General features: G+C 69.8%; 14 protein-coding genes. 6 read left to right on the top strand and 8 right to left on the bottom strand.

Features of this window, described 5'->3' with window-relative positions; genetic code table 11:
• Positions 1–97 precede the first annotated feature (97 nt).
• Together VF092_29290 and VF092_29285 are read right to left on the bottom strand one after the other, a co-directional pair.
• Positions 98–1,318 carry a hypothetical protein gene (locus VF092_29290; GenBank protein ID HEX6751422.1) on the bottom strand — a complete coding sequence of 407 codons (1,221 nt, stop codon included), beginning with the start codon at positions 1,316–1,318 and terminating at the stop codon, positions 98–100.
• A 124-nt stretch (positions 1,319–1,442) separates the two neighbouring features.
• Entirely contained in the window at positions 1,443–2,060 is a 618-nt protein-coding gene (locus tag VF092_29285; protein ID HEX6751421.1) for a hypothetical protein, read from the bottom strand.
• A 233-nt stretch (positions 2,061–2,293) separates the two neighbouring features.
• On the opposite strand from VF092_29285, the gene VF092_29280 reads away from it, so the two are divergent.
• Positions 2,294–2,518, top strand: coding sequence for a hypothetical protein (locus VF092_29280; protein HEX6751420.1), 225 nt, complete (start codon positions 2,294–2,296; stop codon positions 2,516–2,518).
• Between the two features lie 12 nt (positions 2,519–2,530).
• Here VF092_29280 and VF092_29275 read toward each other — a convergent pair whose 3' ends face one another.
• The 5 genes from VF092_29275 to VF092_29255 all read right to left on the bottom strand — a co-directional run bounded on the left by VF092_29275 (position 2,531) and on the right by VF092_29255 (position 8,676).
• The gene (locus tag VF092_29275) at positions 2,531–3,733 is read right to left on the bottom strand and encodes a phosphatase domain-containing protein (protein ID HEX6751419.1); all 1,203 of its coding nucleotides are present in this window, start codon (positions 3,731–3,733) and stop codon (positions 2,531–2,533) included.
• Positions 3,734–4,006: 273 nt separating this feature from the next.
• Positions 4,007–4,423, bottom strand: coding sequence for a hypothetical protein (locus tag VF092_29270; protein HEX6751418.1), 417 nt, complete (start codon positions 4,421–4,423; stop codon positions 4,007–4,009).
• Positions 4,424–4,558: 135 nt separating this feature from the next.
• Positions 4,559–5,932 carry an MFS transporter gene (locus VF092_29265; GenBank protein ID HEX6751417.1) on the bottom strand — a complete coding sequence of 458 codons (1,374 nt, stop codon included), beginning with the start codon at positions 5,930–5,932 and terminating at the stop codon, positions 4,559–4,561.
• 146 nt (positions 5,933–6,078) lie between these two features.
• Positions 6,079–7,191 carry an alpha-hydroxy acid oxidase gene (locus tag VF092_29260; protein HEX6751416.1) on the bottom strand — a complete coding sequence of 371 codons (1,113 nt, stop codon included), beginning with the start codon at positions 7,189–7,191 and terminating at the stop codon, positions 6,079–6,081.
• A gap of 171 nt (positions 7,192–7,362) precedes the next feature.
• Entirely contained in the window at positions 7,363–8,676 is a 1,314-nt protein-coding gene (locus tag VF092_29255; protein ID HEX6751415.1) for a 1-acyl-sn-glycerol-3-phosphate acyltransferase, read from the bottom strand.
• A gap of 79 nt (positions 8,677–8,755) precedes the next feature.
• Here VF092_29255 and VF092_29250 point away from each other — a divergent pair, with 79 nt between their 5' ends.
• From VF092_29250 to VF092_29230, 5 genes are all read left to right on the top strand, one after another.
• Positions 8,756–9,799: an alpha/beta fold hydrolase gene (locus VF092_29250; GenBank protein HEX6751414.1), complete on the top strand. Its 1,044-nt coding sequence runs from the start codon at positions 8,756–8,758 to the stop codon at positions 9,797–9,799.
• A 207-nt stretch (positions 9,800–10,006) separates the two neighbouring features.
• Positions 10,007–10,861 carry an HD domain-containing protein gene (locus VF092_29245; protein ID HEX6751413.1) on the top strand — a complete coding sequence of 285 codons (855 nt, stop codon included), beginning with the start codon at positions 10,007–10,009 and terminating at the stop codon, positions 10,859–10,861.
• Positions 10,862–11,078: 217 nt separating this feature from the next.
• Positions 11,079–11,555: a putative molybdenum carrier protein gene (locus tag VF092_29240; protein HEX6751412.1), complete on the top strand. Its 477-nt coding sequence runs from the start codon at positions 11,079–11,081 to the stop codon at positions 11,553–11,555.
• A gap of 74 nt (positions 11,556–11,629) precedes the next feature.
• Entirely contained in the window at positions 11,630–12,457 is an 828-nt protein-coding gene (locus tag VF092_29235) for a sugar nucleotide-binding protein (GenBank protein ID HEX6751411.1), read from the top strand.
• 177 nt (positions 12,458–12,634) lie between these two features.
• Positions 12,635–12,958, top strand: coding sequence for a hypothetical protein (locus tag VF092_29230; protein ID HEX6751410.1), 324 nt, complete (start codon positions 12,635–12,637; stop codon positions 12,956–12,958).
• 247 nt (positions 12,959–13,205) lie between these two features.
• On the opposite strand, the gene VF092_29225 is transcribed toward VF092_29230, so the two are convergent.
• A complete protein-coding gene (locus VF092_29225) occupies positions 13,206–14,099 on the bottom strand; it encodes a phosphotransferase (GenBank protein HEX6751409.1) in 894 nt (297 codons plus the stop codon).
• Between the last annotated feature and the right edge of the window lie 363 nt (positions 14,100–14,462).

Genomic DNA, 14,462 nt, shown 5'->3' with positions numbered 1-14,462 from the left:
TTCCCGGTGTTCGGAAAAAGGATTGGCGCACCCTTCGTCGAGGTGCGCCAATCTAGCCTGTCGCGGCGTTCGGCGGATACCCCCGCGAAGCGCGGACTTACGTTCGCGTCCGCTCCCGCGCCGCCTCCACCACCTGCTCGTCGCCCACGCGCTTGCGCTTCCAGCGGAGCGAGCGGTCGTCGCGGCGCCGGTCGTCCACCACCGGGCCGAACCAGTCGATCTTCAGCTCTCCCTCCGCGAACGCCCGCACGCCACTGCCGAAGGTGATGGGCACCGCGATCGGCGGCCCGCCGATGCTGTCACGCCACACGACCTGCCGGTGCTGCACGAACCGCAGCCTGGCGCTCGTGGCGCCCTGCCTCCACGGGACCCACAGGAGCAGGCGGTTGGCCGGAAGCGTCAGCCGCTGCAGCGTGTCGGAGCACATCCCCTCGGACCCCCTCGCCCGCGCGAACACCGACCAGGTGTCGTGCATGCGCTCGGGAACACTGCGGACGGCCATGGCGAATACGGGGTGGATCTCCGAGTGCGCGCCGTGCACCCCGTCGACCCCGAAGACCCCGGTCACCACCGCGGTGCGCCCGTTCATCAGCTCCCGGGCGGCGGCCAGGTTCTTTCCCCCGCCTGCGAGCCCCACCGCGCGCATGAGGTCGGACCAGAAGTCCGTCTCGAACTTGTCCGCCACCTCGCGCAGCAGGATCTCCACCTCCAGCCCGGCCGTTCCCCCGGTGGTCACCGCCACGCCGGCGGTGTTGATGGGGAACGGGTCGCTGCTGGTGCGCCCGGGATTGCCCGGCGTGCGGAGGAAGAGGTCGAGATCCCCGTCCGACGCCACGTCGTCCACGTAGATGCTTCCGACCCCGACGGTGGCCGACCCCGCCAGCCCGCGCTCGCCCACGCGCCAGTTCACGTGGTCGGGGTCCGCCTTGCAGACGGTCGCGTTCCCGCCGGGAACGGGGACGTTGAACGATGCCCGCCGGACGAAGCCGATGCCCTTGCGGTGGGTGGTGCATCCGTTCATGAAGTGGGGATCCGCCGGATCGGTCTTCGTGAACCCGCCGCACTCGGTCTCGACGTTCGGCAGCGCGCCGGAGCCGTCCTGCATGGCCCAGCGCGGATTGATCATGAACCCGTTCGGATCGAGCTGGTCGCCGACCAAGTCCAGCCGCGCGGGTGCGGGCGCGGCCGCGGCGGAGGTGTCGCCCGCCGCCACTGTGGTGCTGTCCACCTCTTCCCGGGCCCCGTCGCCCTCGCGGCCGCAGCCGATGGTTGCTGAGATGATCAGGAAGACCGGGACGACGCGAAGAACAGATCTCATGAGATCCCCGCTTGCTGGAGTGGGCAGGGCGCAAGGAACGATGACATCACATGAATCGATGGCCGCGCACGACGGGCGTTCCATGTTGCAGCGATCGGGGGGGCTGAACTGCTATCTCACCGCATCACCCCGCCGCGCCGCTCCGGCTCGTGGTGAACGCGGGAAGGTTCTCGCCGAACTCGTCGGTCTTCAGCGTGCGCGGGCACGGATTGTCGCAGCGCTGGCCGCCCTCGCCCGCGATGCAGAGGAGCGCGTACCCGCGCCCGTTCCACCGCCAGATCCCGTGGCAGAAGCCCGGCCCGCCTGCCATCACGTCCACGAATCCCAGTGCGCGCGAGGGGAGGGGATACAGGCCGCCGTTGAAGTTCAGGTTCATCCGCCACGCGCCGGACGCGCTGCGGATGAACACCCAGTTGAACCCGCCCGCCATCCCGCCCACGCACGTCCCCTGCGCCTCGACGTGCACCTCGGGCGTGGCATCGCCGTTCAGGTCGACGAGCTTCGCGGCCATCTCCGTGCCCTCGCATCCCATCACCGTGTAGGCGGAGCCCGGGCCGGTGTACGCTAGGCCGTCGCCGCTGAAGACGCGCACCATCTCCGTCTGGAGCGATTGCTTCATCGGCGCGGCCATCTGCAGCGGCGCCAGGAGCCGGGTGACGGCTGGCGTGCCGCGCTGCGCGAGCGCATGGAGCGGAATCACCGCAACCGCCGCGGCGGCAAGGAGGGGGAGACGCAGCTTCATGGGACCCGGTCCGGCGGATGGGGGGAAAGGGAGCCACAGGGTAAATTGTCCGACAGGCGCACCCTAATCGCCACCTCCGCGCGAGACAACTATCCCGGCGTCGGACACACTTGACTGTGTCTCGATTTCGGTTAATCTTTGGAAAGACATAACGCGGATCTTTCTTGGCGACGGGCCGATTCCCACTCCGGGGAGTCGGTCCGTTTTGTGTTTCTAGTGGAGAGGAGCTCCCAATGAGAAGGTTGTCGACGCAGGAGAAGCTAGCTTTCCTCAAGCAGGATCACCGGTGGCGCGGCATTGACCAGATCGATAACAACGGCAGAATCGTGTATCGTGCTCATTGGTACGATCAATCAATCCTGAACTTCGGTGCTGGAAAGACAGTTCACGGCGATGTCGAGTCCGACGTAATCGACCGAGCGTTTGACCAATTCCTCGCTTTGAAGAAACGAGAATGACAACTCACGACGTTACACGTCGCCGGCGCTGAGGTCTTCGTTGGTGCGGCGGACGGCGTCGGAGCGGGGGCGCTGCTCGTCCTCGGCTACCTCGCCGATCTCGGGGAGGCACGCCGGGTCGATCCAGCCGTGCTCGGCGGCGTGGCGCGCGGCGGCCAGCGTGTCGTCGGCCAGGACCAGCGCGCTCCCGGCCTTCTCCACCTCCGCCGCCAGCGCCTTGATGGCCTCCACGCGCTCCGGCGCGCGGCTCACGTTGCGGATGTAGACGGCCAGGATGCGCTCCGGGTGGTCGTGCACCGCGCGGTGGTAGATCTCCGGGTCCTCCTGCCCGCTGTCGCCGACCAGGATGAACGGCAGGGTGGGGAAGGTATCGAGGATGCGGCCGATGTGCCGGCGCTTGTGCCCCGAATGTCCCCCCTCGTCGCCGATGTCCACCGGCGCCAGCCCCCAGTCGCGCAGCAGCAGCGGGCCCAGCGGGATGCGGCGCAGCTCCAGGAACTCGGCCAGCATGTCGTACAGGTTCCAGGGGCTGCTGGAGACATAGAAGACCGGGTTCTGCGCGTTCCCGCTCGCCCCCCGCTCCAGCGCGCGGTAGAAGGGCGCCACGCCGGGGAACGGCATCCGCGTGTACGCGTTCCCCAGCAGGACGTTCTTCGCCATGCGCAGGCGCGAGGCGACGTCGGTGCGGATCACGGTGTCGTCGATGTCGCTGATCACCCCGTGGCGCGCGGTTTCCGGCGGCACGATCACCGGCGCGGAGGTGCGGTACGGGTCGTGGCCGTCCGTCGGCTCCAGCAGCTCCATCTCCACCCCCTGCCACCCGCCGGCCAGCGGGGGAGACGGCTCGGCCCAGCACTCCACGTACCCCTCGCGGTCGGCCTTGAGGAACTGCTCGCCGCCGGGGTAGCGCACGCGCACCTGCGCGCCGGGGATCTCGTCGCTCTCGAAGCGCTGCAGCGTGGACGCCAGGTTCAGCCAAACGCTGTCGCGCTCGCGCGAGCGGGGCGCGGGGGCGCCGCGCAGCACGCGCGCCTTGACCCAGACGCGGTTCCCCGGCCCGTAGCCGCGGTACGCGTCGATGCGCGGCCGCCGCTCGCCGGCCATCCCCAGCCGCTCGCGCTGCTCGTCGAGCGCGTTCTCCACCCGGCTCGCGATCCGCTCCAGGTGCTCCTTCCACCCCGCCACTCGCCCGTCCTTTCCGCTGGTCTCCGTCACCCGCGCGCCCTGAAACGATCATGCCGCGGGCTCCGAACGCGCGAGGCCGCGGATCGCCGCCGCGGCCTCCATCTGTTTGCAGGGTTCCCGCTCAGTTGGGAAATCGCTCTATCCACAGGCGTGGTTCAGGTAGAAGAATGCCGTACTCCAGCGCCTGCGGTACCCACGTGTTATCGCCGTAGATCAGACGTGAGAAAACGAACGTGCCAGGGTGCTTGGCCGCATACCGTTCCATCGCGCGATAGCGCTTCCCTTCAGCCGTGCGGCCACGGTTTACCTCGGGCGCTGGGGGAAAACGTTGATGTCGAGGGAGCCGCCCATGCTGTGCGCCATCAGGTGGCCCTTGTCCGTCGCACCCTTGTCTCTGCCGATCGGTCCGAAGCCGCGAATTCGCGATGCGTCGCGCTTCGCTTCGGGAGCACGGGAGAGTCCGTACGCCGCGACAACGCGGTCGTCGGGGCGCGAGGGATCGTCCTTGGCGAACTTCGCGAGCGTCAGATCGAAGAGGAAGTTGAATCCGCGGTCAGGCACGTCGAGGATGTACGGATCGTGCGTGATCATGTCGTAGTAATGGTCGATCCAGGCATCGATCAGGGTTTCAGTCAGGATCGGCATGAAATCGCCTTCCTGGCGCAGCACGTATGCCAGCAGATCATCGTACCTGATCGCGAAATCGGTGAGCGCGTCCATTCAAACCGCTGGAGTTCTTTGGTTGAGCCGCTGGTCTCAACACGAGGCCGCGGATCGCCGCCGCGGCCTCCATCTCCTGCTGCAGTTGCTGCTGACTCTGCTGACTCTGCGTGAGCCCCTGCGGTCCCGTCCCCGCTACGATGCCGGCTCCCCGGCGGCGTGGTGGGGGAGCGCATCGTCGCCCGTCCACTCGCGGGGGGCGTCGGAGATGGGCTGGAGGATGACGTAGCTGACCACGATCATCCCCATCAGCAGGATCACGCTCAGCCCCTGGCCCACGCGCGGCGCCAGGTGCAGCAGCTGGATGGTGACGTACGTGGACGCGGCCCACAGCACCGGGCCGGTGATGGCGCTGAAGCGGCCCACCATCCCGTACAGCCCGTAGAACTCGCCCACGCGCGACGGCGGCGTCAGCCGCAGCATGTACGGCCGGTCGGCGGCCCACACGCCGCCCATCGAGAACCCGGCCGCCGCGGCAACCACATAGAGGAAGGCCAGGGGCAATCCTACGATCCCCACCAGCCCGGCCAGCGCGAACACGCCCATCCATGCGCGCAGCACGTAGTTGAGCGTGCGCCTGGGCCCCAGCCGGTCGGTCAGCCATCCCCAGATGAACCCGCCCGCCACCGCGAAGGTGATGGCCGAGAGCATGATGAACTGGCTGGTCTTCTGCCCCTCCGCCTCGCTCATCCCCGTGCTGACCGCCACGTTCACCGTGTACAGCGCCATGATCGAGATCACGGTGTTGATCGAGTCGGTGTAGAACACGCGGCCGACCAGGAAGCGCACCAGTCCGGGATACTGCTGCCCCGCGCGCAGCGTGCGCAGCGTCTGCGAGGTCGAGTCCTTCACCATCGCCCAGCCGATCGGCCTCGGGCGGGGGTTGCCGCGCTCGCGCACGAACAGGAAGCAGGGGATGGAGAAGACGAGGAACGCGGCGGCGATGGCCAGGAACAGGCGCGGCTTGTCGTCCGTCTTCAGGATCAGTCCCAGCGCCACGGCCAGGTACGAGCCCAGGTAGCCGATCCCCACCCCGATCCCCCCCACCTTACCGCGGTTCTCCTCGGTGCTGACCTCGGGGAGCATGGCGTCGTAGAACTGCGTTCCCGCCTGGTACGCCACGTTGGCGATCACGAACAGCACCGCCGTGGGCCAGAACCCCGCGCGTGCCAGCAGGGCGGTGAAGACCACGCAGATCACCGTGCTGGTGACGAGGAACGGCATCCGGCGCGGCGCCCGGTCCGTCATGGCCCCCAGCAGCGGGGAGACGAGGAAGATGATGGCCATGGAGACGGCGGTGATCAGCCCGTAGGTGAAGTCCGCCCGCTCGGCGCCCACCTGGTCGCGCACCCAGAGCGAGAAGTAGAGCGACACCACGCCCATCGAGAAGATGGTGTTGGCCAGGTCGTACAGCACCCACCCCACCACGGCGCGCCGCGTGATCTGGTGCGGCAGGTGGTGCGCGGGATAGACCGGCGTCGGCTCGGAGACGATCTCGGTTTCGATCATGGGGCCGTGGGCGGGAGAGGACGGGACGGGCGGGTCGGCGCAAGATAGTCGCGCAGCGATGGGTACGTAAACGACAACCGAAAAGTCTCACACGGAGGTAACGGAGGGAACGGAGGGAACGGAGGAAAACCCGGCGGGCATCACAATCACGGCGAGGGCGGCAGAAGGCCCGGGATCTCCGTGACGGCCGAGCGGTCGAGCGCGGAGACGGAGGGACGGCCGAGGAGGGCGAGGGTGCGCGCGAGCTCGGCGCGCAGCGTCTCCAGCACACGGGCGACGCCCGCCTCGCCGCCGGCGGCCAGCCCCCAGAGCGCGGGGCGGCCGACCAGCACGGCGCGCGCGCCCAGCGCCAGCGCCTTGGCCACGTCGGTGCCGCGCCGCACGCCGCCGTCCATCAGCACGGGGATGCGCCCGGCCACCGCGTCGGCCACGCGCGGCAGGGCCAGCAGGGTGGGCTCGGCGCAGTCCAGCTGGCGGCCGCCGTGGTTCGACACGATCACCGCGTCCACGCCGTGCTCCACCGCCAGCGCGGCATCTTCCGGCGTCACGATCCCCTTGATCACCACGGGAAGCCGGGTGACGGAGCGGAGCCATGCCACCGCGTCCCAGGTCAGCGTGGGGTCGAACTCGCGCCCGATGAAGGCGTCGAGGCCGGAGCCCGCCGCCTCGGGGAGCACCGCCTGCCGCAGGCCGCTGAAGTTGGCCATCTCCAGCTCCGGCGGCAGGCGGAAGCGGGTGCGGTTGTCGCGCAGCCGGTTCCCCTGCACGGGAACGGTGACGGTGAGGCACACGGCCGTGCACCCCGCCGCTTCGGCGCGCTCCACCAGCGCGCGCGTGATCTCCCGCTGCCGGAACACGTAGAGCTGGAACCAGAGCGGCCCGGGCGCCGCCGCGGCGGTGTCGTCGACCGTGGTGGTGGAGAGGGTGCTGGCCACCATCAGCGTGCCGGCCGCGCGCGCGGCGCGGGCGGAGGCGCGCTCGCCCTCGGAGTGCGCCAGCCGCTGGAAGGCCGTCGGCGCCAGCAGCACCGGCATCGCCAGCCGCTCGCCCAGCAGCTCCACGGAGAGGTCGACCTCGCCCACGTCCACCAGCACGCGGGGGCGGAGGTAGAAGCGGCCGAACGCGGCGCGGTTGGCGCGCAGCGTCACCTCGTCCTCGGCGCCGCCCGCGTAGTAGTGGTACGCGGCCTCGGAGAGCGACGCGCGCGCCGCCTCTTCCATCGCGTCGAGCGTCGGGGGGGATTCGTGAGATGCGGTCATGGCGGTGATTGTAGCTGCATTCCGGCATCCCCAAAAGAATGACTCACACGGAGGGAACGGAGGTAACGGAGGAACTGAACGCGGATCGGAGTTCCTCCGTTACCTCCGTGTGAGACTCTTCAGTTCAGGAACATGGGCATGCACGGTAAATCCTGAGAAACGGCACGAGAACTACACCCGCACCTGTTCCCACAGCGCGTGCAGGCGCCGGGCGAGCTCGGCCTGGCGCGTGCGCAGCTCGGCGATCTCCTCCCGCCGCCGCGCGCGGAGGAAAAATCGCCGCGCCTCGGCCGTCGCGGCGGCCCAGCGCTCCGTCACGCGGATGGCCACGAAGCCCGCCAGCGGCAGGGCGACGAGCGTGGCCAGCGCGGCGATCCATCCGAATCTCCATCCCACCACCGCGGCGATCGCGACCGTCCACAGCAGGTGCAGGATCCCGCCGACGAGCAGCTTGAACGTCGCGCGGACGTCGCGCAGCTCGCCCCGCCGCGCCTCGAGGAAGCCCGTCAGCCGGTAGGGGATCCAGTACGCGGCGATCCCCAGCGCGGCGACGGGCGCGCCGAGGCCGAAGAACGCGAGCTGCCGCACCGTCCACCCGAGCGCCGCGTCCGCGCGGTTGCTCGTCTTCAGCTCCCTCGGCGTGAGGCCGAGCACGCGCAGGATGCGCCCGTGCGCCGCCACCTCGCGCGCCACGCGCCGCCACTCGCTCCGCCCCTCCGCGCGGACGCGCGCGAGCCCCTCGGCGGCCTCGCGCAGCCGCGCCACCCGCGCGTCGGGCGAGGCGTCCACCGGCAGCTCGGCCGCGTACACCGCCTCGGCCGTCTCCACCAGCGGCGCGTCCTCCCAGCGCTCCAGGTTCACGGTGACGTCGTGCAGCGCCTCGTCGATCCGCCGCGTCAGCTCGCGCACGGCGTCGCGGTCGTCCGGGCTCGTCCCCGCGAGATCGTCCCACTCGACGGGATCGCCGATCACCGCCAGTGCGTCGGAGCGGAAGGTCTCCTTCTCCCGGAACGACAGGCCCACGGGAACGATGGGAAAGGCGCCGCCTGTCCGCTGCGCCGCGCCGAACGCGATCCGCGCGGCGCCGGTCTTCAGCGGCACCAGCGACGGCTCGTTGTGGCTGGTGCCCTCGGGAAAGATGCCGACTGCCGCGCCCTCGGCCAGCGCGGCCCACACGGCGCGGAAGGTGTCCTCGTTCTGCGAGGTCGGCCCGGTGGCGTCCTGCTGGCGGTAGACGGGGATGGCGCCCGCGCCCTTCACCAGCATCCCCACCGCGCCCATGTCGAAGAGCGGCGCCTTGGCCAGGAAGCGCACCGGCCGCCGCGCCGCGGCCACCACCATCGCCGGGTCCAGCAGCGAGTTGGGGTGATTGGCGACGAGCAGCACCGGCCCATCCTCCGGCACCCGCTCGCCGGAGATCTTCAGGCGGTAGAACAGCCGCAGCGCGTTGCGGGAAAGCGCGGAGAAGACGGGAAGGAGCCACACGGGCGGGCATCCAGGCGAGGTGCGGGATCGGGACGTGGCGGCGGGCCGCCGGCACTGGACGGGCAAGTTAGATTGGGGAATGCAAGCCACGCAAAGGACCCCGCACCCGTCGCCCCGCGCGCCGCATCCGTTCACGCCGACGCCCTTCCGCCCGGCGTGGTGGCTCCCCGGCGCGCACGCGCAGACCGTGGCGGGGCGCTACCTCCGCCCGCGCACCGGCGTGCGCTACCGCCGCGAGCGCGTCGACACCCCCGACGGCGACTTCCTGGACCTCGACTTCGCCGCCGTTCCCGGCCGCCCCGCGCCGCCCGCGGAAGCGCCCCTCGTGCTCGTCGTCCACGGCCTTGAGGGGAGCTCGGAGTCGGCGTACGTGCTGGAGACCTGCCGCAAGCTGTGGGACCGCGGCATCCGCTCCGTAGCGCTGAACTTTCGCTCCTGCAGCGGCGAGCCCAACCGCCTCCCGCGCTTCTACCACGCCGGCGACACGGGGGATATCGCCTTCGTGCTCGACCTGCTGGCGGCGCGGAACCCGGGCGTGGCGCTGGGCGCCGTCGGCTTCTCGCTGGGCGCCAACGTCGTGCTCAAGTACCTGGGGGAGATGGGAGATTCGGCGCGGGTGCGCGCGGCGGCGGCCATCTCCATCCCTTTCGACCTGGGCGCGGGCGCGGACTACCTCGACGCGTCGGTGACGGGGCGACTCTACACCGGCGTGTTCGTCCGCTCGCTGCAGGAGAAGTTTCGCCAGAAGCGCCACCTGATCGGCGAGGCGTGCGACGAGCGGCGGGTGCTCGGCGCCCGCAGCTTCCGCGAGTTCGACGACGCGGCCACGGCGCGGCTGCACGGCTTCGACGGCGTGGACGACTACTACGGCCGCAGCAGCAGCGCGCAGTTCCTGCCCCGCATCCGCGTTCCCACGCTGCTGGTGCACGCCATCGACGACCCGTTCGTCCCGCCCGACGCCATCCCGCGCGACGCTATCGCCGCCAACCCCGCGCTCGTCCCGGCGATCGTGGAGCGGGGCGGCCACGTCGGCTTCATCTCCGGCCAGCCGTGGGAGCCCGAGTTCTGGGCCGAAGCGGAGGCCGCGCGCTTCATCGCCGGCGAGCTCGCGGGTGAAGGGTGATGGCGCACGTGGCATGACGCTGGCGCAGGAATTGTCGAGGATGCCCGTCGCGCGCGATGAAACCTCGGCGGGACTGGAGCCGGTAGTCCGCCGAGGCGGACTTCGTGTGGTTGTTGCAGCGAATTCATTCGCCTCCGACCACCCGCTCGGCCGAGGCTGAACACGGGCGAGACGACACACACGGAAGAAGAGGGAAGGGAAGACAAGATGGCGGAATCCGTTACCGCCGCCGAGCTCAGGGCGGCGTTCGGAAGGACGGTGGAAGAGCGGTTCTCGCACCGGCTTGCGCTGAACGTGCCGAGCCGCGCCAACGCGAAACTGACCGCGGTCATCGACCGCATCAACCACGACGACGAGCTGTACGCGCTCTGGCTGGCGGCCAACGTCAACGCCGTGGAGCGCCTGGGGATGACCGACCACGGCCCCGTGCACGTGAAGATCGTGATGAACATCGCGGTCAAGCTCCTGCGCATGCTCGTGGAGCACGGCGTGGAGCCGTCCGTGGTCGCCAACTACGGGATGTCGACCGACGACGCCGAGGTGGTGGTCGCCCTGGCCGCGCTGATGCACGACCTGGGGATGTCCATCCACCGCAGCGGGCACGAAGAGATGTCGCTGTTTGTGGCCCAGCCCAAGATCCGCGAGCTGCTGGACGGCATCTACGACGTGGGAACGGCCACCATCCTGCGCGCCGAGATCCTGCACGCGATCATCGCGCACCGCTCGGGCGGCAAGCCGCTGACGCTGGAGGCGGGGATCGTGCGCGTGGCCGACGCGCTGGACATGGCCAAGGGCCGCTCGCGCATCTCGCTGGGAATCGAGCGCACGATGAGCATCCACTCCATCAGTGCGGCGGCAATCGACTCGGTGCACATCGAGAACGGCGAGGAGAAGCCGGTGCGCCTGCGCATCGTGATGTCGAACTCCGCCGGCGTCTTCCAGCTCGACGAGCTCTTTCGCGAAAAGCTCAGCGGCAGCGGCCTCGAGCCCTTCGTCGAGGTCGAGGCGCTGATCGAGGGCGAGGAGGAGAAGCGCCTGGTGACCAGCGCGTACCGGCTGTAGAAGCGCGGCACAAGTCGTTGGGGGCGAATGAATTCGCTGCAACGACCACACGAAGTCCGCCTTCGCGGACTACCGGCTTCGGTGCGTACGAGGCGCCAGCGCGCGCGACGGACATTGGCCCAGGGAGTCCGCGAAGGCGGACTTCTTGACGTTCCAGCGGCGGGTTTCAACCCGCCGAGCCTTCGCGCGGCATTGTGATCACATTGTTTTTGGGTAGATGAAGATCGTCAGCGGCGGGCAGACAGGGGTGGATCGGGCGGCGCTGGACGTGGCGCTGGAGCTGGGGATCGAGTGCGGCGGATGGTGCCCGGCCGGGAGGATGGCGGAAGATGGGGTGATCGACGCGCGCTACCCGCTGCGCGAGACGCCGTCCGCCGATCCCGCGCAGCGCACGGAGTGGAACGTGCGCGACTCGGACGCCACGCTCATCCTCACCACCGGCGCGGAGAGCGCGGGGACGGAGCTCACACGCGAGGTGGCGCGGCGGCTGGGGAAGCCAGTCTACTTCTTCCACGCGGGCGCTGGCGAGGACGTGGGGATGTTCCGCCGCTGGCTGCAGGTCGCGAACGTCCGCACCCTCAACGTCGCCGGACCGCGCGAGAGCGAATCGCCCGGCATCGGCGACGACGCGCGCCGCATCCTCCGCGCGCTGCTGGGGCCGAGCAACGAGTTCGCCGCGCTCCCGCCGCTCTAGATCGCCTGTGACAGCAATCCACTCATCTCCATGATTTTCCTTAGTTTGCGGAATTCACCTCATCCGGAATCCAGATGCGGATCCTGATCACCGGGGGCGGCGGACTGCTGGGGCGGACGCTGATCGCGACGGCGCCGGCGGGGATGGAGGTGCATGCGACGCAGCGGACGACGCCCGTGCCAGCCTCCGCGAAGGCGCACGTCGTCGACCTGGCGGACGACGCGGCGGTCGAGGCGCTGTTCGCGGAGGTCCGGCCGGAGGCGGTCATCCACACCGCGTACGGGAGGACGGACTTCGAGCGCGACATCATCCTGGCCACGCGCAACGTGGCGGACGCGTGCGGGCGCACGGGCGCGGCGCTGGTGCACATCTCCACCGACGTGGTGTTCGACGGCGAGCACGCACCCTACGCCGAGAGCGACCCGCCGTCGCCGATCACCGACTACGGGCGGCGCAAGGCCGAGGCGGAGCGCGTCGTCCGCCAGCTAGCGCCCACCGCCGCGGTCGTGCGCACCTCGCTGATCGTGCGCACGGACGGGGAGGACGCCACCGTCGCCCAGCTGCGCGACGGCACGCTCCCGCCGGCGTTCGCCGACGAGCTGCGCTCCGCGATCGCGGCGGAGGACCTGGCCGCCCAGCTGTGGGAGCTGGCCGCGATGCCGCGCGAGCGCCTCTCCGGCGTCTGGCATCTCGCCGGACCGGAGGCGGTGAGCCGCTACACGCTTGCCGTGCTCCTGGCGCTTCCGCACGGGCTGCACGACCGCATCGTCCCCGGCCTGAACCGCGACTTCACGCCGAAGCGGCCGCGCGACCTGCGCCTCCTCACCCCCCGCGCCGACCGCGAGCTGCGCACGCGTGCTCGCCCAATCAGCGAGGCGCTCACCGCCCGAGAGCCGGGCTGATCGTTCGCCACAGCGTCTGGCGTCCCCGCTCGGCCAAGGACGTGATCAGGAAATTCGCGAAGCCTGTCCCTCCATCAGAGAGATGACGGGCCATGCGAGGGCTTCGCGTTCACGGCTGGAGCAGGGATCTTTGCTCTTCGCATCCATCATTTCACCCTTGAAAAACCAGAGGCAATCATGAACCACCGGATCCTGATCCTGACGGCCGCGCTCCTCGTCTGCGGCGCCGGAGTCGCGAGCGCCCAGACGCAGACCGGCAGCTCGCAGACGAGCCAGAGCAGCAGCAGCAGCAGCAACAACAACAGCAGTTCGAGCAACGTCAACAACGACGCCGCCTGCGCCACTGCCTGCAGCGCGGTGAATACGGTCGACCAAGCGGCGAAGTCCACCCCGGCCGTCGTCCAGCCGACCGTTCAGCAGGTGGTCGACAAGGGGCGCGACGTGGTGAACGACTCGTGCTCCGACTCCTGCCCCAAGCCCCCTACCGGCTCGGATCGATAGCACCTGTCGTGGCGCGAGGCTCTTGCGCTCCAGAGAACGAAAGGGCGGCGACCCATGGCTGGTAGGCTGCCGCCCTTCGTCGGTGAAGCAGCCCTCCTATGGATCCAGCCGCTCGCGGATCAGGCGGTTCACCTGCTCGAGATCGGCCTTCCCCTGCGCCCGTCGCATCAACCGGCCGGTGAAGAAGCCATGCAGCCTCGTCTTCCCACCCATTGGCGAGGCGCTGGCGCCCTCCCCGCAGGCCCGATCACTCCTCCAGCACGAGCTTCATCGCGGCGAGCCCGATCGGCACCCACTCCAGGTCGCCGATCGACCAGGCGTAGTACGTCGACGAGGTGGAGGCGAACGCCGCGCGCAGCCGTGCCGTACGCAGCGTCCGCGCGTCCACATCGCCGTAGACGCGCAGGAACTCGTCGCGGGTGGAGGGGGGCAGGAAGGAGTAGAGGATGGTGAGATCGAGCGCGGCGTCGCCCTCGTGGACGTCGCCCCAGTCGATGACGCCGCAGACGCCGTTCGCGCCATCGACGAGGATGTGCCGCTCCGCCAGGTCGCCGTGGACCAGGACGCGGTGCGTTGCCGGCGCGGGGAAATCGCCCGCCTCGAACAGCCGCAGCCACGGCCGCGCATCGTCGATCACGCCGGCCGCCTCCAGCCCGCCTAGGCGCTCCACAAGCTCCGGCATGCGGCGCGCGAAGTCGGTGCGCTCCCACTCATCCCCCGGCAAATCCAGCCCGTGCGTGGGGATGCCGTGCAACGCGCGCAGGAGCTCGGCGAGCGGGCGGGCGGCGGCGCGGCGCTCGTCGTCCGCCAGGCCGAACGCCAGCCGCCCGGGCAGGATCCGGTAGCCGGCGAAAGGCCACGGGAATCGCTCCGACGGCGCGCCGATCCACGCGGGGCAGGGGATGGGGAGCGGGAGACGCGGGGCGATCCGCGGGAGCAGCCGCGCCTCGCGCTCGATCAGCGGCACCGCGATCTCCCGCCGCGGGAAGCGGAAGACGATGTCGCCGTCCACCAGGAACGCGGTGTTGTCCCACCCGAACCCGAACGGCGCGATCGTGCGGCCGATCCCCGGGAACTGCTCGCGTACCAGGTCGAGCGCAAGCTCCGGCGTCACCTCCCGCTCCGCATCCCACTCCGCCATTCGATCTCCCTGATCCCGTGATACTGTTTGCTGCCCGGATCTATGTCATGCGTCCGAGCGACAGGCGGCCTGTGGCTCGGGAGCCGGCCACAGATTCCTCAGGCGCCACAGCTTTGGCGTGGAGAATAGGGCGGCGCAGCGCCTTCGGAATGACAGTCCCCAATGCACAGTTGATCCTGGAATCCGGTATCATAGGAAATCCGGGAATAAAGTTGATGCACGCGGACTGATCCCAAGCTGACGTCATCCTGAGGCCGGCCAGACCGTAATCAGCGTCTGCGCAAGCGTTTGCAGGCCGAAGGATCTATAATCGCGGCAGCACGAGATTCGGTGGGACGCACCTATACTTCACCCGGAGTTGGT

It is taken from the genome of Longimicrobium sp. (genome assembly GCA_036377595.1).
Classification (GTDB): domain Bacteria; phylum Gemmatimonadota; class Gemmatimonadetes; order Longimicrobiales; family Longimicrobiaceae; genus Longimicrobium.
This window is presented reverse-complemented; position numbering and strand designations above follow the sequence as displayed.